The 21,644-nt window shown below is 34.4% G+C and carries 23 protein-coding genes; 22 read left to right on the forward strand and 1 reads right to left on the reverse strand.

The genetic code is table 11. The features are described from left to right. Positions 1 to 309: 309 nt before the first annotated feature. Positions 310 to 1,920 (forward strand): CTP synthase, encoded by a 1,611-nt coding sequence (locus tag ACY191_RS13915; RefSeq protein WP_042739488.1) that lies wholly within the window; start codon positions 310 to 312, stop codon positions 1,918 to 1,920. A gap of 161 nt (positions 1,921 to 2,081) precedes the next feature. On the opposite strand, the gene ACY191_RS13920 is transcribed toward ACY191_RS13915, so the two are convergent. Continuing rightward, positions 2,082 to 2,603: a DUF2529 family protein gene (locus ACY191_RS13920; protein ID WP_042739489.1), complete on the reverse strand. Its 522-nt coding sequence runs from the start codon at positions 2,601 to 2,603 to the stop codon at positions 2,082 to 2,084. Between the two features lie 218 nt (positions 2,604 to 2,821). Here ACY191_RS13920 and fdaB point away from each other — a divergent pair, with 218 nt between their 5' ends. From fdaB to atpA, 21 genes are all read left to right on the forward strand, one after another. After that, positions 2,822 to 3,682 (forward strand): class IIb fructose-bisphosphate aldolase FdaB, encoded by an 861-nt coding sequence (gene fdaB / locus ACY191_RS13925; protein WP_042739490.1) that lies wholly within the window; start codon positions 2,822 to 2,824, stop codon positions 3,680 to 3,682. A gap of 328 nt (positions 3,683 to 4,010) precedes the next feature. Beyond that, positions 4,011 to 5,270 (forward strand): UDP-N-acetylglucosamine 1-carboxyvinyltransferase, encoded by a 1,260-nt coding sequence (locus ACY191_RS13930; protein WP_042739491.1) that lies wholly within the window; start codon positions 4,011 to 4,013, stop codon positions 5,268 to 5,270. Positions 5,271 to 5,363: 93 nt separating this feature from the next. After that, complete coding sequence (locus ACY191_RS13935) at positions 5,364 to 5,684, forward strand: winged helix-turn-helix transcriptional regulator (protein ID WP_042739492.1); 321 nt, start codon at positions 5,364 to 5,366, stop codon at positions 5,682 to 5,684. A 313-nt stretch (positions 5,685 to 5,997) separates the two neighbouring features. Further along, complete coding sequence (locus ACY191_RS13940) at positions 5,998 to 7,425, forward strand: aldehyde dehydrogenase family protein (RefSeq protein ID WP_229366895.1); 1,428 nt, start codon at positions 5,998 to 6,000, stop codon at positions 7,423 to 7,425. 289 nt (positions 7,426 to 7,714) lie between these two features. Continuing rightward, the gene (gene rho, locus ACY191_RS13945) at positions 7,715 to 9,031 is read left to right on the forward strand and encodes a transcription termination factor Rho (RefSeq protein ID WP_042739494.1); all 1,317 of its coding nucleotides are present in this window, start codon (positions 7,715 to 7,717) and stop codon (positions 9,029 to 9,031) included. Between the two features lie 143 nt (positions 9,032 to 9,174). Continuing rightward, positions 9,175 to 9,432, forward strand: coding sequence for a type B 50S ribosomal protein L31 (locus tag ACY191_RS13950; protein ID WP_042739495.1), 258 nt, complete (start codon positions 9,175 to 9,177; stop codon positions 9,430 to 9,432). 194 nt (positions 9,433 to 9,626) lie between these two features. Further along, positions 9,627 to 10,226, forward strand: a complete 600-nt coding sequence (locus tag ACY191_RS13955) for a thymidine kinase (RefSeq protein WP_042739496.1) — start codon at positions 9,627 to 9,629, stop codon at positions 10,224 to 10,226. Next, positions 10,226 to 11,302 (forward strand): peptide chain release factor 1, encoded by a 1,077-nt coding sequence (prfA, locus tag ACY191_RS13960; RefSeq protein WP_107512794.1) that lies wholly within the window; start codon positions 10,226 to 10,228, stop codon positions 11,300 to 11,302. Before ACY191_RS13955 ends, prfA begins: the two co-directional genes overlap by 1 nt. Next, positions 11,289 to 12,131 (forward strand): peptide chain release factor N(5)-glutamine methyltransferase, encoded by an 843-nt coding sequence (prmC, locus tag ACY191_RS13965; RefSeq protein ID WP_042739498.1) that lies wholly within the window; start codon positions 11,289 to 11,291, stop codon positions 12,129 to 12,131. Before prfA ends, prmC begins: the two co-directional genes overlap by 14 nt. An 88-nt stretch (positions 12,132 to 12,219) precedes the next feature. Continuing rightward, entirely contained in the window at positions 12,220 to 13,266 is a 1,047-nt protein-coding gene (locus ACY191_RS13970) for an L-threonylcarbamoyladenylate synthase (protein ID WP_229366894.1), read from the forward strand. Beyond that, positions 13,263 to 13,688 (forward strand): low molecular weight protein arginine phosphatase, encoded by a 426-nt coding sequence (locus ACY191_RS13975; protein WP_042739500.1) that lies wholly within the window; start codon positions 13,263 to 13,265, stop codon positions 13,686 to 13,688. The genes ACY191_RS13970 and ACY191_RS13975 overlap by 4 nt, the downstream gene beginning before the upstream one ends. Positions 13,689 to 13,828: 140 nt before the next feature. Further along, entirely contained in the window at positions 13,829 to 14,353 is a 525-nt protein-coding gene (locus ACY191_RS13980; protein WP_107512790.1) for a TIGR01440 family protein, read from the forward strand. A gap of 22 nt (positions 14,354 to 14,375) precedes the next feature. Next, on the forward strand, positions 14,376 to 15,614 hold the full coding sequence (gene glyA / locus ACY191_RS13985) for a serine hydroxymethyltransferase (RefSeq protein WP_107512789.1): 1,239 nt from the start codon (positions 14,376 to 14,378) through the stop codon (positions 15,612 to 15,614). Positions 15,615 to 15,632: 18 nt separating this feature from the next. Then, on the forward strand, positions 15,633 to 16,262 hold the full coding sequence (gene upp / locus ACY191_RS13990; RefSeq protein ID WP_042739544.1) for a uracil phosphoribosyltransferase: 630 nt from the start codon (positions 15,633 to 15,635) through the stop codon (positions 16,260 to 16,262). 22 nt (positions 16,263 to 16,284) lie between these two features. Continuing rightward, positions 16,285 to 17,415 carry a non-hydrolyzing UDP-N-acetylglucosamine 2-epimerase gene (gene wecB / locus ACY191_RS13995; protein ID WP_042739543.1) on the forward strand — a complete coding sequence of 377 codons (1,131 nt, stop codon included), beginning with the start codon at positions 16,285 to 16,287 and terminating at the stop codon, positions 17,413 to 17,415. Positions 17,416 to 17,571: 156 nt separating this feature from the next. Continuing rightward, the gene (locus tag ACY191_RS14000; RefSeq protein WP_042739542.1) at positions 17,572 to 17,922 is read left to right on the forward strand and encodes an ATP synthase subunit I; all 351 of its coding nucleotides are present in this window, start codon (positions 17,572 to 17,574) and stop codon (positions 17,920 to 17,922) included. A 28-nt stretch (positions 17,923 to 17,950) separates the two neighbouring features. Continuing rightward, positions 17,951 to 18,673: a F0F1 ATP synthase subunit A gene (atpB, locus tag ACY191_RS14005; protein ID WP_042739541.1), complete on the forward strand. Its 723-nt coding sequence runs from the start codon at positions 17,951 to 17,953 to the stop codon at positions 18,671 to 18,673. A gap of 50 nt (positions 18,674 to 18,723) precedes the next feature. Beyond that, a complete protein-coding gene (atpE, locus tag ACY191_RS14010; RefSeq protein WP_002510315.1) occupies positions 18,724 to 18,936 on the forward strand; it encodes a F0F1 ATP synthase subunit C in 213 nt (70 codons plus the stop codon). Positions 18,937 to 19,034: 98 nt separating this feature from the next. Further along, entirely contained in the window at positions 19,035 to 19,562 is a 528-nt protein-coding gene (locus ACY191_RS14015) for a F0F1 ATP synthase subunit B (RefSeq protein WP_042739540.1), read from the forward strand. Beyond that, positions 19,562 to 20,101 (forward strand): F0F1 ATP synthase subunit delta, encoded by a 540-nt coding sequence (locus tag ACY191_RS14020; RefSeq protein WP_042739539.1) that lies wholly within the window; start codon positions 19,562 to 19,564, stop codon positions 20,099 to 20,101. The genes ACY191_RS14015 and ACY191_RS14020 overlap by 1 nt, the downstream gene beginning before the upstream one ends. 21 nt (positions 20,102 to 20,122) lie before the next feature. Continuing rightward, positions 20,123 to 21,634: a F0F1 ATP synthase subunit alpha gene (gene atpA, locus ACY191_RS14025; RefSeq protein ID WP_042739538.1), complete on the forward strand. Its 1,512-nt coding sequence runs from the start codon at positions 20,123 to 20,125 to the stop codon at positions 21,632 to 21,634. Positions 21,635 to 21,644: the final 10 nt, after the last annotated feature.

The raw sequence follows: 21,644 nt of genomic DNA on the forward strand, positions 1-21,644 counted from the left end.
GACTTTTTTCGTGAACATGATAAAATTTTATTCGGGCTCCTTTAATTAGGACGACGTGTATAAATCATATACGCTCCCCCTTACAAATTTGTGAGAGGGAGCGATTTTTTTATTTTATAAACTAGTTAACTTATTATTTTTAATATCGTTACTTGTGTATTGGCGCTATTGTTAACGCTAAACCAATCTCCCATTAAAAATAATTTAAAAATGTAAAACATTAGATTAAAGTTTAACAATTCAATTGAAGTTAAGCATGTCAATTGCTGGTATTAATTTCTATACCATTATATTTATAGGAGGCAGAACATGACAAAATTTATTTTTGTAACTGGTGGAGTAGTTTCTTCATTAGGTAAAGGTATTACAGCAGCATCTTTAGGAAGATTGTTAAAAGATAGAGGATTGAAGGTTACAATTCAAAAATTTGATCCTTATTTAAATGTTGACCCAGGTACAATGAGTCCGTATCAACATGGTGAAGTATTTGTAACTGATGACGGTGCTGAAACAGATTTAGATTTAGGACACTATGAAAGATTTATCGATATCAACTTAAATAAATATTCAAATGTTACAGCTGGTAAAGTATATTCTCACGTATTGAAAAAAGAACGCCGTGGTGATTATTTAGGTGGTACAGTCCAAGTTATTCCACATATCACAAATGAAATTAAAGAACGCTTATTATTAGCTGGCGAAAGTACCAATGCGGATGTAGTCATTACTGAGATTGGTGGAACGACTGGTGATATTGAATCATTACCATTTATTGAAGCAATTCGTCAGATTAGAAGTGATTTAGGTAGAGAAAATGTGATGTATGTACACTGTACATTACTACCGTATATTAAAGCTGCAGGCGAAATGAAAACAAAACCAACACAACACAGTGTTAAAGAATTACGTGGTTTAGGTATTCAACCAGATTTAATTGTTGTACGTACTGAGTATGAATTAACACAAGACTTAAAAGATAAAATTGCATTATTCTGTGACATTAATAAAGCAAGTGTTATCGAATGTCGTGATGCAGATTCTTTATATGAAATTCCTTTACAATTAAGTAAACAAAATATGGATGACATCGTAATTGATCGTTTAGAGTTAGATGCAAAATATGATACACAATTAGATGAATGGCAGTACTTGTTAGATACAGTGAATAACTTAGATGGCAAAGTAACTATTGGCTTAGTAGGTAAATATGTAAGCTTGCAAGATGCTTACTTATCAGTAGTTGAATCCTTGAAACATGCAGGTTATCCATTCAAGAAAGATGTAGAGGTAAAATGGATTGACTCAAGTGAAGTGACAGATGACAATGTTGCACAATATTTAGCTGATGTTGATGGTATCCTTGTACCAGGTGGTTTTGGGTTCCGTGCAAGTGAAGGAAAAATTTCAGCAATCAAATATGCTCGTGAAAATAATGTACCATACTTTGGTATCTGCTTAGGTATGCAATTAGCTACTGTAGAATTTGCAAGAAATGTTATCGGTTTAGAAGGTGCACATTCAGCAGAATTAGATCCAAATACACCTTATCCAATCATTGATTTACTTCCAGAACAAAAGGATATAGAAGATTTAGGTGGTACATTACGCTTAGGTTTATATCCTTGTACGATTAAAGAAGGTACATTAGCACATAAAATTTATGATGCACAAAATATTGAAGAACGTCATCGTCATCGTTATGAATTTAACAATGAATATAGAGAGCAATTAGAAGAAAATGGAATGGTCTTCTCTGGTACTAGTCCAGATGGTCGATTAGTCGAAATGGTAGAAATACCAGAAAATGATTTCTTTGTGGCTTGTCAGTTCCATCCTGAGTTTTTATCAAGACCTAACCGTCCACAACAAATTTTCAGAGCATTTGTTGAAGCTTCATTGAAACATCAAAATAACAAATAACTATAATATATAGTTGAATATCTTTTGACTGTCGACCGTGTATCGGTCGGCAGTTTTTTTATAAAAATGAAGTAAGAAATATAAAAAGGTTGGAACATGGAATTTGTCCCAACCAGAATAATGCGATTGATATTGAAGTATTGATTTAAATTTAACATAATTTATAAATCTAAATCATTTATCATTTCAACCATTTGTGTATAAATATCATAATAGATGTAATTAAAAGCGATAGGGTGAGGCGTGACAACTTTGTCATAGTCCTCTGTATAGACAATGGGTCTAGGCGTGCTTAAATTAACAAAGTGAAATAAATGATCAGAAAAATCTACATCCTTTGGCTTATTACAAATCAACACAAAGTCTACATCTGCAGCTATTAATGCATCTACATCCTTTGCGACTGTAGAAGTATAATTAGGAGCGAACAAGCATACTCTATCTGTTGTATCTAATTGATCGATAGATGATAAATCAGTTAAACGTTTGCTTGATTTCAATCGCTCTTCACTTTCTAAAATATATGACTCATAAAACTTTAAATCATCGTAGCCCTTTATATAGACATGACCTTCACCGCCAATTGCTTGAATCAAACATTGGCTAGCCATTTGTATATCAAGTTCTTGGGTTTCAATGCGATTAAAAATTCCGTTAAGTTGCGTATTCAATATTTTTGACATACAACGTACCTCCATTCTACTCATTTAACTATTGTAAATAAGCTTTTAAGATATTGCAATTTTATAAAAATAGGTGCAAAAATACGAAGTTTGCAGAAATTAAAAATAAAAGTTTAAATAAAAACGCTTACAATTGTATAGAATAATGCAAAAAGTTTATGGTTTTGATATAATTAGATTGTAAAAATATGTGCTTAAAGCACCAAGGAGGAACTTTCATGCCTTTAGTTTCAATGAAAGAAATGTTAATCGATGCAAAAGAAAACGGTTATGCGGTTGGTCAATACAACTTAAATAACTTAGAATTTACACAAGCTATTTTAGAAGCTTCTCAAGAAGAGAACGCACCTGTAATCTTAGGTGTTTCTGAAGGTGCTGCTCGTTACATGGGTGGTTTCTACACAGTCGTTAAAATGGTTGAAGGTTTAATGCACGATAAAGAAATCACTATTCCAGTAGCGATTCATTTAGACCACGGTTCAAGCTTTGAAAAATGTAAAGAAGCAATCGACGCTGGTTTCACATCAGTAATGATTGATGCTTCACATGACCCATTCGAAGAAAATGTTGCAACTACTGCTAAAGTAGTTGAGTATGCTCACGAACACGGTGTTTCTGTTGAAGCAGAATTAGGAACTGTTGGTGGACAAGAAGATGACGTTGTTGCTGAAGGTGTTATCTATGCAGATCCTAAAGAGTGTCAAGAACTAGTTGAAAGAACTGGTATTGATACACTTGCACCAGCATTAGGTTCAGTACACGGACCTTATAAAGGTGAACCAAAATTAGGATTTAAAGAAATGGAAGAAATCGGTGCTTCAACTGGTTTACCATTAGTATTACACGGTGGTACTGGTATCCCAACTAAAGATATCCAAAAAGCAATCCCATTTGGAACTGCTAAAATCAATGTAAATACTGAAAACCAAATTGCATCAGCACAAGCTGTTCGTGACGTATTAAACAATGATCAAGAAGTTTATGATCCACGTAAATATTTAGGTCCAGCTCGCGAAGCAATCAAAGCAACTGTAATCGGTAAAATTAAAGAATTTGGTACTTCAAACCGTGCTAAATAATTTTAATCGTAAAAATAACTATTATACTTCGGTATAATAGTTATTTTTTTTAACATCAAAATCAAATAAAACTAAAAATAAACAGTTAATGGAATTAAAATTTACATAAAATTTATAAGAAAAAACCTTTGTTTATGATTTGAGTTGTGAAACATTGGGAAATAAAAGGTATAACAATTAATTTTTACATACTGTATATGTACTTAATATCATTTTTAATAGGTTTTGTTAGATTAATGTATTTTGCAAACACTAATGTTTTCATAGTATAATGCTAATGATGTTAAGAAAAAGAACGATTGAAAGTATGGTAAAGGAGAACGGATAAATGGGTCAAGAAGTGATAAAAATTAGAGGTGGTCAAACACTTAAAGGTGAAGTAAATATCAATGGTGCAAAAAATAGTGCAGTTGCTATTATTCCGGCAGCTATATTGGCCGAAGATAATGTAACAATTAAAGGTTTGCCACAAATTTCAGATGTTGAAACATTGGTGAGCTTATTAGGTGATTTGAATATTAAAACAAATTTAACAGGTACGACACTCGAAGTGGATCCTGAAGAAATAATAAATGCCCCATTACCAAATCAAAAGGTAGAATCATTACGTGCTTCTTACTATATGATGGGAGCAATGCTTGGAAGATTTAATAAATGTGTTATCGGTTTACCGGGAGGATGTCCATTAGGACCAAGACCCATAGATCAACATATTAAAGGTTTTAAAGCTTTGGGTGCGACAATCGATGAATCTAGTGAAACTTCTATGAAAATTGAAGCGGATAAATTAGTCGGTGCCAATATCTTTTTAGATATCGTAAGTGTGGGCGCAACAATCAATATTATGCTCGCTGCAGTTCGTGCTGAGGGTCAAACTGTAATTGAAAATGCAGCAAAGGAACCAGAAGTAGTAGATGTTGCAAGATTCTTAATTAGCTTAGGTGCTGATATTAAAGGTGCAGGTACAAGTACATTAAAGATTAATGGTGTAAAACATTTACATGGCTCAGAACATCAAGTTATTCCTGATAGAATAGAAGCTGGCACTTATATGTGTATCGCAGCTGCTTGTGGTGAAGAAATAAAAATAAATAACATTATACCTACACACGTTGAACCATTGATCGTAAAATTAAAAGAATTAGGTTTAGATATTAATGTTGGTGAAGATCATACTCAGATTAAACGTGGAAACAAATATACTAGTGTTGATATTAAGACGCTTGTTTATCCAGGATTTGCAACAGATTTACAACAACCGATTACACCGTTGTTATTTATGGCTGATGGTGTATCATTTGTAACTGAGACGATTTATCCAGCACGCTTTAAGCATGTAGACGAATTGAAAAATATGGGTGCGGATATTGTAGCTGACAATGGTACTGCAACGATCAAACCATCTAAATTAAAAGGTGCTAAGGTTTATGCGAGTGATTTACGTGCGGGTGCAAGTCTAATTGTTGCCGGATTAATTGCTGAAGGCGTAACAACTATTTATAATGTGAAACATATTCATAGAGGTTATACAAATATTGTGAATACATTGAAATCACTTGGTGCAGACATTTGGACTGAAGAAGTTTAGGATTTGTGGTATAATAAATATACTACATAATTGAAGCGCACTATCCTAACTTTAATCTTCAATTATAATATTAAGTGATATGAGGTGATGACCATGGAGGTTTGCCCTTATCTTGAAGAAACCTTTAAAATAGTAGGTAGAAGTTGGAATGGTTTAATCATTAATTATTTGTCTCGGTGTACTGAAAAATCAGCACATTTTTCAGATATGAAACGTGATTTGAAAACAATCACGCCACGTGCACTAAGCATTAAATTAACTGATTTAATGGAATGGGGACTAGTTGAAAAGAATGTTGTTTCTACTAGCCCAGTCAATATCATATACCAACTTACAGATAAAGGTAATGCACTAGCGGCAGCATTAGTACCAATGGAAAAGTGGGCCCAAGAATATATTGAGCTCGAAAGTTAATGTATTGAAAAAAGTATTTAATAAATAAAATAGCATTCGACTTCTATTTAAACTGTAAACAACTATTGTGTTGTTTACAGTTTTTATTTTATTGCAAATTCATACATACTCTCATGAACCTTCAATAATAGTTTGAAATTTGGTATTAAATAACATAACACAGGGAATAAAAGAATGTGCACATATGCAAAGTGTAATTATAATCGAAAACGTTTTATTCATAAAATTATATATCTTTGTGAGCAGTTTAGTTTAATTTTAAAATATCTAGGTTAAAATATGATTAGTAATTTACTTAAGGAGTGAATAATTAATGAGAAATTTCACTAAACAATTTATCAATGGAGAATGGGTAGAAAGCGCTAGTGGAGAGACTATAGAAGTAATCAATCCTGCAACTGAAGAGGTTGCTGGCACTGTAGCTAAAGGGAACAAAGAAGATGTGGATAAAGCAGTTGATGCTGCAGAAAGTGTATATTTAAAATTTAGACATACTTCTGTTAAAGAAAGACAACAATTATTAGATAATATCGTTAAAGAATATGAAAATAGAAAAGATGACATAGTTGATACTATCATCGATGAATTAGGTTCACCTGCATCAGTAGCGGAAAGTGTTCATTATCAAATGGGCTTAGATCATTTCACTGCAGCACGTGATGCATTAAATGACTTTGAATTTGAAGAACGACGTGGAGATAACTTGGTTGTAAAAGAAGCGATTGGCGTTGCAGGACTAGTAACACCATGGAACTTCCCAATGAATCAAACGTCATTAAAATTAGCAGCAGCATTTGCGGCAGGTAGCCCAGTGGTCCTTAAACCATCTGAAGAAACACCATTTGCGGCAGTTATTTTGGCTGAAATCTTTGAAAAAGCTGGCCTACCAAAAGGTGTGTTTAACTTGGTTAATGGTGACGGACAAGGTGTCGGACGTCCATTAAGTGCACATCCAAAAGTAAGAATGATGTCATTCACAGGTTCAGGTCCAACTGGATCAAGCATTATGAAAGAAGCGGCTGAAGATTTCAAAAAAGTATCACTTGAATTAGGTGGTAAATCACCATTTATCGTATTAGAAGATGCTGATATCAAAGAAGCTGCTAAAGCAGCAACGAATAAAGTTGTTCATAATACTGGTCAGGTTTGTGCTGCCGGTACAAGAACACTCGTACCAGCAAGTATTAAAGAGGAATTCCTAACTGCAGTTAAAGAAGAATTTAGCAATGTTAAGGTTGGAAATCCAAGAGAAGAAGGCACGCGTGTCGGACCAATTATCAGTAAAAAACAATTTGACCAAGTTCAATCTTATATCGATAAAGGCATTGCAGAAGGTGCTGAATTATTATTCGGTGGCCCTGGCAAACCTGAAGGCCTAGAGACTGGATATTTTGCAAGACCAACTATTTTCAATAATGTGAATAATGACATGGTTATTGCTCGTGAAGAGATATTTGGGCCGGTAATGTCAATTATTACGTATAATGATTTAGATGAAGCAATTGAAATTGCAAATGATACAGAATATGGCTTAGCAGGTTATGTATTTGGTACTGATAAGGACACATTATTAAAAGTTGCTCGTTCAGTTGAAGCGGGTACAATACAAATTAATGAAGCACCACGTCGTCCAGACCTACCATTTGGCGGTTATAAAAAATCTGGAATTGGTCGCGAATGGGGAGACTTCGGTATCGAAGAATTCTTAGAAGTTAAAGCTATCGCTGGTTACTTCAATTAATTTAAATAATATTATAATATGTCAATGTCTGAGACTTAAATTGAATCTTAGATGACCTTAATAGCGACAACTTCTATTGTGTAATGAAATAGAAGTTGTCGCTTTCTTTTTTTATTGAAGTAATGTATACGCATGGTGTGGTGGTTTTTAAGTTATGTAATCATTTTTAAATTTGAGAAAATGAAATACATTTTGTAATTAAAAAGAAAATTTGCTATAGTTAAAAAAGTAAATAGCGTAGTATTTATTACGTTGTTTAAAAACTTATTTATGAAATGGGTGCAAGATAATGCCTGAAAAAGAACGTACATCACCTCAGTATGAATCGTTCCACGAATTATACAAAAATTACACTACTAAAGATCTCACTCAAAAAGCAAAATCTCTTAAATTGATAAATTATAGTAAATTAAATAAAAAAGAATTGGTGCTTGCAATTATGGAAGCACAAATGGAAAAAGATGGAAACTATTATATGGAAGGTATCTTAGATGATATCCAACAAGATGGTTATGGTTTCCTTCGAACTGTAAATTATTCAAAAGGTGAAAAAGATATCTATATTTCAGCTAGTCAAATACGTCGTTTCGAAATTAAACGTGGCGATAAAGTGACTGGTAAAGTTAGAAAGCCTAAGGATAATGAAAAATACTATGGTTTATTACAAGTTGACTTTGTTAATGATGAGAATGCAGAGGAAGTAAAGAAACGACCGCATTTCCAAGCGTTGACACCTTTATATCCAGAAGAACGCATAATGTTAGAAACAACACAGCAAAATTATTCTACACGAATTATGGATTTGATCACGCCGATTGGACTTGGTCAACGTGGACTTATCGTTGCACCACCAAAAGCAGGTAAGACCTCATTACTAAAGGAAATTGCCAATGCGATTGCTACGAATAAACCAGAAGCAGAATTATTTGTCCTACTTGTTGGAGAAAGACCGGAAGAGGTTACAGATATTGAAAGATCTGTTGAAACTGCAGAAGTAGTTCATTCTACATTTGATGAACCGCCTCAACACCATGTAAAAGTAGCAGAATTATTATTAGAACGTGCAAAGAGACTCGTGGAAATTGGTAAGGACGTTATTATCTTAATGGATTCAATTACACGACTGGCACGTGCATACAACTTAGTAATCCCACCTAGTGGTCGAACATTATCAGGTGGTCTAGACCCAGCATCATTACACAAACCTAAAGCATTCTTTGGTGCGGCAAGAAATATTGAAGCTGGTGGAAGTATGACTATTTTAGCGACTGCTTTAGTTGATACTGGATCACGTATGGATGACATGATTTATGAGGAGTTTAAAGGTACGGGTAATATGGAATTACATCTTGATCGTAAACTTGCAGAACGTCGTGTATTCCCTGCTATTGATATTGGTAGAAGTTCAACACGTAAAGAAGAATTACTAATTTCACCAAAAGAATTAGAATCTTTATGGCAATTGCGTAATATGTTTACAGATTCACTCGATTTTACAGAACGTTTTGTACGTAAATTAAAACGTACAACTGATAATAAAGAATTCTTTGAACAGTTACAAAAAGCTGCAGAAGAAAGCACAAAGACAGGAAAGCCAATTATTTAATAGAAGAAACATATTTGTTTAAGCTGTAATCTTAGATTTAGGGTTGCGTTTTACATGTATAGCTATTATAATTACGTAGTATTGGGTAAAAAACTCACAAACAACTCTGTTCCGGATGGTTCAGGGCAAAGGAGCTGAAAGTAATGAGACAAAATATTCATCCTGAATACCACAAAGTTATCTTTTTAGATACAACTACAGATTTTAAATTCTTAAGTGGTTCAACAAAATCATCATCTGAAACAATGGTATGGGAAGATGGAAATGAATACCCAGTTATTCGTTTAGATATTTCATCTGACTCACATCCATTCTACACAGGTCGCCAAAAATTCGCTGCTGCGGATGGTCGTGTGGAACGTTTCAACAAGAAATTCGGATACAAATCAAGCAACGAATAATCGTTGGTTTAAGGCATTCTCATTTTATGAGGATGCTTTTTTCGTTTAAAATAGTCATATGCTATTAAATAGAAGTATATTGATGAATAAAGCTGATACATAAAATAGTAAATATCTTTCAAAAATTGCACATTTCAAATAAAAAAATATGATATAATGAGACGATTATGTTTTGAAAAAAGGTGGAACGAATCATGTATGAAACTTATCATTCCGGGTGGATTGAATGTATTACTGGAAGCATGTTTAGTGGTAAATCGGAAGAATTAATACGTCGGTTAAGACGTGGTCTTTATGCTAAACAAAAAGTAGTCGTATTTAAACCGGCTATCGATGACCGCTATCATAAAGATAAGATTGTTTCTCATAATGGTAATGCAATCGAAGCGATTAATATTTCGACTGCTGCTGAAATACTTAAACACGATTTATCAGATGTCGATGTTATTGGCATTGACGAAGTACAATTCTTTGAATCTAAAGTTGTAAATATAGTTGAGCAATTAGCAGAAAGAGGCCATAGAGTAATCACTGCAGGATTAGATATGGATTTTAGAGGGGAGCCTTTTGAACCAATACCGCATTTACTTGCAGTTAGCGAAGATGTAACGAAATTACAAGCAGTATGTGCTGTCTGTGGTTCTTCTTCTAGTCGTACCCAAAGATTGATTGATGGAAAACCAGCTAAGGTAGATGATCCAGTTATATTGGTGGGCGCAAACGAAAGTTATGAACCTAGATGTAGAGCGCATCATATTGTTGCACCTAGTGATAATGAGAAGGAGGAAATGTAGTGTTTGATCAATTAGATATTGTAGAAGAAAGATATGAACAATTAAATGAACTATTAAGTGATCCCGACGTTGTAAATGATCCTGATAATTTAAGAAAGTATTCAAAAGAGCAAGCAGATTTACAAAAAACTGTTGAAGTTTATCGCGAATATAAACAGGTTAAAGAGGATATTTCTGAAATCGAAGAAATGTTGAATGATACCAAAGATAAAGATGAAATCGAAATGCTAAAAGAAGAAAGCCAAGGTTTAGCGAGTCGTGTACCAGAATTAGAAGAATCATTGAAATTATTATTAATTCCAAAGGACCCTAATGATGACAAAAACGTAATTGTTGAAATTCGAGCGGCTGCAGGTGGCGATGAAGCTGCAATTTTTGCTGGTGACTTATTTAGAATGTATTCTAAATATGCGGAAGCACATAATTATAAGACAGATATAGTAGAAGCTGCTGAAAGTGATCATGGTGGTTACAAAGAAATTAGTTTCTCAGTTTCTGGAGCAGATGCTTATAGTAAATTGAAATTTGAAAATGGTGCACACCGAGTTCAACGTGTACCCGAAACTGAATCGGGTGGCCGTATTCACACTTCTACAGCAACAGTTGCAGTATTGCCAGAAGTAGAAGATGTTGAAATAGAGATAAGAAATGAAGATATTAAAGTCGATACGTATCGTTCAAGTGGTGCAGGTGGACAACACGTAAATACGACAGATTCTGCAGTTCGTATTACCCATTTACCAACAGGTATTATTGCAACATCTTCAGAGAAATCCCAAATTCAAAACCGTGAAAAGGCAATGAAAGTATTGAAAGCACGTTTGTTTGATATGAAATTGCAAGAAGAACAACAAAAATACGCAGCGCAACGTAAATCGGCTGTTGGTTCAGGAGATCGTTCTGAACGTATTAGAACATATAATTATCCGCAGAGTCGTGTGACCGATCACCGTATTGGATTAACTTTACAAAAGTTAGATCAAATTATGGAAGGTAAGTTAGATGAAGTGATTGACGCACTAACAGTATCAGAACAAACTGAGAAATTGAAAGAATTAAATAATGGTGAGCTTTAAATCAGTACTTGATCGTGCGAAGTTAGAATGTAGCGAACAGAATATTGAAACGACGAGAGTAGAATGGTTAATGATGGATATGTTTCAATGGTCTAGAGCAGCGTTGATCGTACACTTGAATGATGAAATGACTACTGAACAATTACAACGGTTTGATATTGCCAAAGCGCGAATGTTGAAAGGTGAGCCTATTCAATATATTGTCGGCTATCAATCCTTTTATGGTGAAAATTTCAAAGTTAACCGTCATTGCCTGATTCCACGCCCAGAAACAGAAGAAGTTATGTTGCATTTTTCTCAAAGCCTCAAGCATGGCGATACGATCGTCGATATTGGTACAGGTAGTGGAAATATTCCAATCATGTTGAAGAAAATAGACACTTCATTGATTGTGTATGCGACAGATATTAGTGAAGAAGCACTGACAGTAGCTAAAGAAAACGCACAACAGCATCAAGTCGATATAGAATTTCTAAAGGGTGATGCATTGAAACCTTTAATTGCACAAGGCGTTAAAGTGAATGGTCTGATTTCGAATCCACCGTATATAGACCAAGCAGATGCAACATTTATGGAGGATACTGTTTTATCATATGAACCACATTCAGCACTATTTGCTAATGATCAAGGATATCGTGTTTATAATGATATTTTAGCTGATTTACCAAAAGTATTATTGCCTGGCGCGCAAGTTGTCTTTGAAATAGGTTATAACCAAGGACCAACGTTAAAAGATAAAATTCAAACAATGTATCCAGAGCTAATGGTATCGATTGTTCAAGATATTAACCATAATGATAGAATTATCAGTTTTAAATGGCATGACTAAGTTATGTATGTCTCATGTTTCACCATGAGCGTGCATAACTTTTTATTTTGCTTTAAAATTAAAAAAGTACAGGAAAGGATGTGTTTAAGTGGACACAAAAATATGGGACTTTAGTAATCAAAATGATATCAATAACAATGTAAATGTAGCTCATATCAACGAAATAGCTTCCATATATAATGAAGGTGGATTAATTGCTTTACCAACAGAAACTGTATATGGGTTGGGAGCAGACGCTAGAAATGATGTAGCAATAAAAAAAATTTATGAAGCAAAAGGCAGACCATCTGACAATCCGTTAATCGTACATATTTATGATATGGATCAAATGAAACAATTTACTACAAACTTAACGGAGAATGTAAAAATATTAATGAAACATTTTTGGCCTGGTCCAATTTCATTTATTCTTCCATTAAAGGAAGGCTATTTATGTGATAGAGTGAGTGGAGGTTTAGGTTCAATTGCCGTCAGAATGCCAAGTCATCCGGTTGGTCGAGCTATTCTTAAACAGGTCTATATACCGATAGCTGCTCCAAGTGCTAATTTGAGTGGCAGACCATCACCCACAACATTTGACCATGTCTTCAATGATTTGAATGGCAGAATTGATGGGATCATCAAGGCCGAGCAAAGTGAAGAAGGATTGGAAAGTACAGTATTAGATTGTACACAGTATCCTTATAGAATTGCACGACCTGGCTCTGTAACTAAGCAAATGATTGAACAAATTTTGCCAGGCAGTATAGAAGATAAAGCATTGAACACTGAAAAGCCTATTGCACCAGGAATGAAATATAAGCATTATTCACCAGACACGCCTTTAACCATAGTTCGACATTTAGAACGTCAACCAAATACTGAAAAAGATTGGACTCGAACAGCCTTTATTTTACCGAAGGATCATGAAACATGTGTGCCTAATCAAGCAAAATTCATTCCATTATGTAATAATAAAAACGATATAAAGGGTGCAAATCACAATTTATATCAAATATTGCATGAATTGGATAAAAATGAAGATATTCAGAATGCATATATATATGGTTTTGACATAAATGATCAGACTACAGCAATTATGAATCGTATTATGAAAGCTGCAAATCAAACTATTGTTGAAGGTGAAACACTATGAAAGTAATCTTTGTATGTACTGGCAATACTTGTAGAAGTCCATTGGCTGAAGGTATAGCTAAACAGAAAATACCAAATATTGAATTCGCATCAAGAGGTATATACGCAATGGATGGACATCCTATTTCAAATAATTCACATCAAATTGGTTTAACTGAAAGTTTGGCAATGCCATCGCATTCGACAAAATTTGTTGCAAGTGATCTATCAGCAGATTTAATACTTACTATGTCAAATTCTCATAAATTGGCATTGTGTCAAATGTATAATAATACAGAAAATGTATTTACCATAAATGAGTATGTCGGGACAACTGGAGAAGTTTCAGACCCGTTTGGTGGCACAATAGAAGACTATAGAGAAATATTTAATGAATTAAATTGTTTAATTGACAGATTAAAAAATAAAATATTAAAGCAATAAATTTATGAAATTGGTATAAGTGAGTTACTAAATAAGTTATAATGATTACGTGTAGCAAATTTGCTATCAATCATTTTCGTATGTTTTTTTTATTAGGATTTGCATATTACTTTTTTTATTTAGTTAAAAGGGGTGGGAAAATGGAAGGTTTAAAGTTATTACTCGATGAATTAAAGTCAAAGTCATTCTTTAAGGCAGATGAATTATGTATCATTGGCTGCTCTACGTCAGAAGTTATTGGAGAACGAATTGGTTCTGTAGGTTCAATGGACGTCGCCCGTGAAATATTCACGGCACTGAAGGAAATTGAACGTGAGACAGGCGTATCATTTGTCTTCCAAGGTTGTGAACACATCAATCGAGCGGTCACAATCGAGCGTTCTCATTTTAACCCTTTAACAATGGAAGAAGTTACTGTAGTTCCAGATGTACATGCTGGTGGTAGTCTAGCCACATATGCATACCAGCATATGGAGGATCCAATGGTCGTTGAACACATTACTGTGCCAAAAGGTATAGATATTGGTCAAACGTTAATAGGCATGCACATCAAGCATGTTGCAATTCCAGAACGTACAAGTGTAAAGCAAATTGGTGAAGCGGTTGTTACAATAGCTTCTTCAAGACCAAAAAAAATTGGTGGCGAAAGAGCAAAATATAACTAATACAGAAAAGAGGAATATATCCATGTCATTTATTCAAGAGCAAGATAAAGAAATCTATGAAGTGATTCAAAATGAGTTCAATCGTCAAAACAATAACATCGAACTTATCGCTTCAGAAAACTTTGTTTCAGAAGCTGTTATGGAAGCACAAGGTTCAGTATTAACTAACAAATATGCTGAAGGTTATCCAAACAGAAGATATTATGGCGGTTGTGAATATGTAGATGTATCAGAAACGTTAGCGATTGAACGCGCGAAACAAATCTTTGGTGCAGAACATGTAAACGTGCAACCTCACTCTGGTTCACAAGCCAATATGGCGGTTTATCTCGTAGCATTGGAGCACGGTGATACTGTATTAGGAATGAACTTAAGTCATGGTGGGCATTTAACACACGGTGCACCTGTTAACTTTAGTGGTCAATTTTACAACTTCGTAGAGTATGGAGTTGATAAAGAAAACGAACAAATCAATTATGACGAAGTATTAAAAGCAGCAAAAGAACACCAACCAAAATTAATTGTAGCTGGTGCTTCTGCTTATTCACGTACAATTGATTTTAAACGCTTCAAGGAAATTGCTGATGAAGTCGGCGCGAAATTGATGGTAGATATGGCTCATATCGCAGGATTAGTTGCTGCTGGATTGCATCCTAACCCAGTTGAATATGCAGACTTTGTTACTACAACAACTCACAAAACTTTACGTGGACCACGTGGTGGTATGATTTTATGTAAAGAAGAATACAAAAAGCAAATTGATAAAACAATCTTCCCTGGTATCCAAGGTGGACCTTTAGAGCATGTGATTGCAGCAAAAGCAATTGCATTTGGTGAAGCATTACAAGATGATTTCAAGACTTATCAACAACAAGTTGTTAAGAATGCTAAAACTTTAGCAGAAACTTTAATTAATGAAGGTTTCAAAGTGGTATCAGGTGGAACAGATAACCATCTTGTTTCTTTAAATGTTAAAGATTCAGTAGGTATTACAGGTAAAGTTGCTGAAGAAACGTTAGATGCTATTGGTATTACTTGTAATAAAAATACAATCCCATTTGATCAAGAAAAACCATTCGTTACAAGTGGTGTGCGTTTAGGTACGCCTGCAGCAACAACTCGTGGTTTTGACGAAGCAGCATTTGAAGAAGTTGCTAAAATTATTAGCTTAGTATTAAAAAATCCAGAAGATGAAAAAGCATTAGAAGAAGGAAAAGAAAGAGTTAAGGCATTAACAACAAAACATCCTTTATATAATTAAAATTGGAGGAAGTAAATTATGGGCAAAGTACATGTTTTTGATCACCCACTTATTCAACACAAATTAAGTTATATTCGTGATGTACATACAGGGACAAAAGAATTTAGAGAATTAGTAGATGAAGTCGGTATGTTAATGGCATACGAAGTGACGAGAGATTTAGAATTACAGGATGTTGAAATTGAAACGCCTGTAACCAAAATGGTTGCCAAACGTTTAACAGGTAAAAAATTAGCTTTCGTACCAATTTTACGTGCAGGACTAGGCATGACTCAAGGTATTTTAAATCTGGTACCGGCAGCAAGAATTGGTCATGTTGGTTTATATCGAGATCCAGAAACATTAGAAGCGGTAGAATATTTTGTTAAATTACCTCAAGATATTGAAGAACGTGAAATTGTTGTAGTGGATCCAATGTTAGCGACTGGTGCATCAGCAATTGAAGCAATTAACTCACTTAAAAAACGTGGCGCGAAACACATTCGTTTTATGTGCTTGATTGCTGCTCCAGAAGGTGTAGAAAAATTACAAGAAGCGCATGAAGATGTTGATATCTTTATCGCAGCATTAGATGAAAAGCTAGACGACCATGCATATATTACACCTGGCTTAGGTGATGCTGGAGATCGTCTGTTTGGTACAAAATAGTTTCTCCTAGGAGTGGAGTTGTATGAAGAAAATAATGACTGTATTCGGTACAAGACCGGAAGCAGTGAAAATGGCACCACTTATTTTAGCATTGCAAGAAGACCCTGATCTACAACCAATTGTTGTCGTGACGGCACAACATAGAGAAATGTTAGATTCTGTGTTAGCTAGTTTTGATATCAAACCAGATTATGATTTGGATATCATGAAACAAGGACAAACACTTTCTGACATTACTTCACGCATACTTACTAGAATAGAGGATGTTATCAAAGAGGAACGACCAGACATGATACTTGTTCACGGTGATACCATGACAACCTTTGCTGGTAGTTTAGCGGCATTATATAATCAAATACCTATCGGTCATGTAGAAGCAGGATTGAGAACATTTGATAAATATGCTCCATTTCCAGAAGAAATGAATAGACAGATGGTAGGGGTAATGGCAGATTTACACTTTGCTCCTACCAATAATGCTGCAACAAATTTATTAAATGAAAATAAACCATCTGAAACCATTGTAGTTACAGGAAATACAGCAATAGATGCAATGAACACGACCATACATGAATCATATGAATCAACTATTATAAATAAACATAAAGATAAACGAATTATCTTACTCACTGCTCATAGAAGAGAAAACATTGGTGAACCAATGACACATATCTTTAAGGCAGTACGAGATATAGTTGATAGGTATGAAGATGTTGTCGTTGTTTATCCTGTACATAAAAACCCAAAGGTTAGAGAAATTGCAGACAAATATTTGTCTGATCATTCACGCATTGAATTAATTGAACCGTTAGAAGTGGTTGATTTTCATAATTTTGCTCATCAAGCGTATTTAATATTAACGGATTCTGGTGGTGTACAAGAAGAAGCACCTTCACTGGGAAAACCAGTATTAGTGCTACGAGATACAACAGAACGACCAGAAGGTGTCGAAGCTGGCACATTAAGAATTGTTGGCACTAATGAAGAAAATATCTTTGAAGCGACGCAACAACTATTAGATAATGCTACTTTATATGAGCAGATGAGTCATGCACGCAATCCATATGGTGATGGCTTAGCGTCTAAAAGAATTTGCGAGAATATCAAATATTATTTTCAGTTAATTTCTGAAAAACCGGAATCATTTAAATAAATAAAGGTGGTTAATGTGTCGAAAATGTGACAAGTTTGTAAAAATTTTAACTACAATTTGAATAGAATTGACACGTTAACCGCCCTATATTATTATTAAAACTATATGAATGGAACGGTTTTCATAAATGAACTACAAAATGAAATGAGGCACAAAATGAAACGTTTCAGCATCATTTTTAAACAGTACTTACAATACTATTTATATGGTATAATTGTGCTCTTTATTGTGTTTATTTTCACAAGGTCACCAGTTGTATTAGGACTTATTTTAGGACTTACAGGTTCTTTATGTATTACATATACATTTGAATATTACCTTGCAAAAGCTAAAGATAAGGATAATATACATATTTCAACGGGCAACGTTTGGAGATATTTAACTGTGATTATAGCTTGTTGTATTTGGGTTCTATATAAGGAATATATCAATATTTTTGGTGTCATTGTTGGTTTATCAGTTTCTTATGTTTTAATTATTTTAAAACCTTTGATTCAAAAGAATTAAATATTAATCGTGAAAGAGGTGAGAACAGATGCAACATGAAGATCCTCTAGTTGGTTGGAAATTGTTTGGTATAGACATCGTGTTTAATCTTTCATCTATTATGATGTTGATTATTACAGCGGTTATTGTTTTTGTCATAGCTATTATTTGTACACGAAACCTCAAAAAACGTCCTTCCGGCAAGCAAAACTTCATAGAATGGGTTTTTGATTTTGTAAGAGGCATTATTGAAAGTAACTTATCATGGTCTAAGGGTGGACAATTCCATTTCCTTGCAGTGACATTGATATTGTTTTTATTTGTCAGTAATATGCTAGGTTTACCTTTTTCAATTGTTTCAGGGCATACCCTATGGTGGAAATCACCAACGGCTGATGCCACTGTAACCTTAACGTTATCAACGTTAATTATTCTACTAACACATTATTATGGTATTAAGATGCGTGGTACTAAGAAGTACTTTGGCAATTACACGAAACCAATTTTCTTGATGCCAATTAATTTGTTCGAAGAATTTACTTCAACGTTAACGTTAGGTCTTCGACTTTATGGTAATATCTATGCAGGTGAATTATTACTAACATTACTTTCAGGTTTAGTTGTTAATCACTTGGCATGGGGTTGGATTATCGGTGTGCCAGGATTAATTGTTTGGCAAGCATTCTCGATATTTATCGGTGCAATCCAAGCATATATTTTCATCATGTTATCAATGGTTTACATGTCCCACAAAGTATCGGACAGCCATTAATAATATAATTTAAAAAATAAAAAAAGAGAAAAATTAGGAGGATTTTATAAATGAATTTAATCGCAGCAGCAATCGCAATTGGTTTATCAGCACTTGGTGCAGGTATTGGTAACGGTCTTATTGTATCTAGAACAGTAGAAGGTGTAGCACGTCAACCAGAAGCACGTGGACAATTGATGTCAATTATGTTCATCGGTATCGGTTTAGTTGAGGCATTACCAATCCTTGGTCTTGTTATTTCATTCATCGTAATGTTCATGTAATTACAATTTTAGTTAAAGGCGAAGTCGATTCCGACTTTCGCCGTTCGTTTTATCTTAAAGAATTACGATTAATTTGAATGAAAGGAGTGTCTATGTAAGTGACTGCTACGACAAACATGTTTGTGCTTGGTGCAACCGAAGCTACAGGCGTTCAGTGGGGAACAATAATCGTTACAGCTATAACATTTTTAGTCTTACTAGCTTTATTGAAAAAGTTCGCATGGGGTCCTTTAAAAGAAGTTATGGATCAACGTGAACGTGATATTAATAAAGATATTGACGATGCTGAACAAGCAAAATTAAATGCACAAAAATTAGAAGCACAAAACAAACAAACGCTAAAAGAAACACAAGAAGAGGTTCATAAAATTCTAGAAGAATCTAAAATTCAAGCGCGCAAACAACATGAAGAAATTATTCACGAAGCTAATATTAGAGCTAACGGCATGATCGAAACTGCACAAAATGAAATCAATAGTCAAAAAGAACGTGCTATCGCTGATATTAATAATCAAGTTTCTGAGCTTTCAGTATTAATCGCATCTAAAGTCTTACAAAAAGAAATTTCAGAGCAAGATCAAAAAGCATTAGTTGAAAAGTACATAAAAGAGGCAGGCGATAAATAATGGCTAAGATAGCAAAAAAATATGCCAAAGCATTATTTGATACCGCTGTTGATCATAATGAACTAGAGACAATGTATGAATCATTTTCAACAATAGATAGCGCTGTAGAACCAGAAACTACAAAATTAAAAGAATTAGATGAGGACCCACAAAAGGATGCTGAACAACGCATCCGTTTTGTGACGTTAGTCTTTGGCGAAACGAATCAGTATTTACTTAATATGTTGAAAATATTAGCTAAAAATCGCCATCTTTCGTATATTCATGAAATATTTAAGGCTTTTGAAGCATTATATAATCTACATCATAAGCAAGATTTTGCAGTTGTCGAATCTGTTTATGCTTTATCTGAAGATGATTTAACCCAAATCGAGACAATTATCAAAAAGCGTACTAACTTAGAAAAAGTGATGTTAACGAATCATATTAACCCAGAGTTAATCGGTGGCGTTCGAATTAAAGTTGGTACAAAAGTAATGGATGCAAGCGTTCAGAATGACCTTGCTCAATTAGAAAAGCAATTTATACGAGTGAAATAAAAAATTGGAGGAGTGACATAGATGGCCATTAAAGCTGAAGAAATCAGTGCATTACTTCGCTCTCAAATAGAAAACTATGAGTCAGAAACTTCTGTTACCGATGTAGGTACGGTCTTACAAATCGGTGATGGTATTGCATTAATCCACGGATTAAATGATGTTATGGCTGGAGAGCTAGTAGAATTTAAAAGCGGCGTTCTAGGTTTAGCTCAAAACTTAGAAGAATCAAATGTTGGTGTCGTGATTTTAGGACCATACGCAGACATCAAAGAAGGGGACGAAGTAAAACGTACTGGACGTATTATGGAAGTGCCTGTTGGTGAAGAGCTAGTAGGTCGCGTAGTGAATCCACTAGGACAACCAATTGATGGACAAGGTCCAATCAATACTACAAAGACACGCCCAATCGAAAAGAAAGCAACTGGAGTTATGGATCGTAAATCAGTTGACGAGCCATTACAAACAGGTATTAAAGCCATCGATGCGTTAGTACCTATCGGTAGAGGTCAACGTGAGTTAATCATTGGTGACCGTCAAACTGGTAAAACAACAGTTGCTATAGATACAATACTTAATCAACATGATCAAGATACAATTTGTATTTATGTTGCCATTGGTCAAAAGGATTCAACAGTTCGAGCTAACGTTGAAAAATTACGACAAGAAGGCGCGTTAGATTATACAATTATCGTTTCAGCGTCTGCAGCTGATCCAGCCCCAATGTTGTATATTGCACCTTATGCTGGTGTGACAATGGGTGAAGAATTTATGTTTGCTGGTAAAGATGTACTAATTGTTTATGATGATTTAACAAAACAAGCATCAGCTTACCGTGAACTTTCATTATTACTTCGTAGACCACCAGGTCGTGAAGCATACCCAGGTGATGTCTTCTACTTACATAGTAGATTATTAGAAAGAGCTGCAAAGTTAAATGATGAATTAGGTGGCGGTTCAATCACTGCGTTACCAATCATCGAAACACAAGCTGGAGATATTTCAGCTTATGTACCTACAAACGTAATTTCTATTACAGATGGTCAGATCTTCTTACAATCTGATTTATTCTTCTCAGGTGTTCGCCCTGCGATTAATGCAGGACAATCTGTATCACGTGTAGGTGGTTCTGCACAAATTAAAGCTATGAAAAAGGTAGCAGGTACGTTACGTTTAGATTTAGCGTCATATCGTGAATTAGAATCATTTGCTCAATTTGGTTCTGATTTAGATGAATTTACAGCTCAAAAATTAGAACGTGGTAAACGTACTGTTGAAGTGTTGAAACAAGATCAAAACAAACCACTACCTGTAGAGAACCAAGTGTTAATCATTTATGCATTAACTAAAGGATACTTAGACGATATTCCAGTTGTTGATATTACTCGTTTTGAAGAGGAATTCAACCAATGGGCTAAATCAAATGCATCAGAGTTATTAAATGAAATTAAAACTTCAGGTGGCTTACCAAGCGACGAAACTTTTGAAACTGCAATTCAAGACTTTAAAAAGAGTTTCAGTAAAACAGAAGCATAATATCGTAAAG

Source organism: Staphylococcus sp. TCBT05 (assembly GCF_055179755.1).

Coding starts and splice junctions, on each gene's coding strand:
- rho (WP_042739494.1), top strand. CDS start 7,715: ATGCCTGAAAAAGAACGTACATCACCTCAGTATGAATCGTTCCACGAA.
- ACY191_RS13920 (WP_042739489.1), bottom strand. CDS start 2,603: ATGTCAAAAATATTGAATACGCAACTTAACGGAATTTTTAATCGCATT.
- upp (WP_042739544.1), top strand. CDS start 15,633: ATGGGCAAAGTACATGTTTTTGATCACCCACTTATTCAACACAAATTA.
- ACY191_RS13940 (WP_229366895.1), top strand. CDS start 5,998: ATGAGAAATTTCACTAAACAATTTATCAATGGAGAATGGGTAGAAAGC.
- ACY191_RS13950 (WP_042739495.1), top strand. CDS start 9,175: ATGAGACAAAATATTCATCCTGAATACCACAAAGTTATCTTTTTAGAT.
- fdaB (WP_042739490.1), top strand. CDS start 2,822: ATGCCTTTAGTTTCAATGAAAGAAATGTTAATCGATGCAAAAGAAAAC.
- ACY191_RS13980 (WP_107512790.1), top strand. CDS start 13,829: ATGGAAGGTTTAAAGTTATTACTCGATGAATTAAAGTCAAAGTCATTC.
- ACY191_RS13955 (WP_042739496.1), top strand. CDS start 9,627: ATGTATGAAACTTATCATTCCGGGTGGATTGAATGTATTACTGGAAGC.
- ACY191_RS13975 (WP_042739500.1), top strand. CDS start 13,263: ATGAAAGTAATCTTTGTATGTACTGGCAATACTTGTAGAAGTCCATTG.
- ACY191_RS13915 (WP_042739488.1), top strand. CDS start 310: ATGACAAAATTTATTTTTGTAACTGGTGGAGTAGTTTCTTCATTAGGT.
- atpA (WP_042739538.1), top strand. CDS start 20,123: ATGGCCATTAAAGCTGAAGAAATCAGTGCATTACTTCGCTCTCAAATA.
- prmC (WP_042739498.1), top strand. CDS start 11,289: ATGGTGAGCTTTAAATCAGTACTTGATCGTGCGAAGTTAGAATGTAGC.
- ACY191_RS13930 (WP_042739491.1), top strand. CDS start 4,011: ATGGGTCAAGAAGTGATAAAAATTAGAGGTGGTCAAACACTTAAAGGT.
- ACY191_RS14000 (WP_042739542.1), top strand. CDS start 17,572: ATGAAACGTTTCAGCATCATTTTTAAACAGTACTTACAATACTATTTA.
- atpE (WP_002510315.1), top strand. CDS start 18,724: ATGAATTTAATCGCAGCAGCAATCGCAATTGGTTTATCAGCACTTGGT.
- ACY191_RS14020 (WP_042739539.1), top strand. CDS start 19,562: ATGGCTAAGATAGCAAAAAAATATGCCAAAGCATTATTTGATACCGCT.
- ACY191_RS13935 (WP_042739492.1), top strand. CDS start 5,364: ATGGAGGTTTGCCCTTATCTTGAAGAAACCTTTAAAATAGTAGGTAGA.
- atpB (WP_042739541.1), top strand. CDS start 17,951: ATGCAACATGAAGATCCTCTAGTTGGTTGGAAATTGTTTGGTATAGAC.
- wecB (WP_042739543.1), top strand. CDS start 16,285: ATGAAGAAAATAATGACTGTATTCGGTACAAGACCGGAAGCAGTGAAA.
- glyA (WP_107512789.1), top strand. CDS start 14,376: ATGTCATTTATTCAAGAGCAAGATAAAGAAATCTATGAAGTGATTCAA.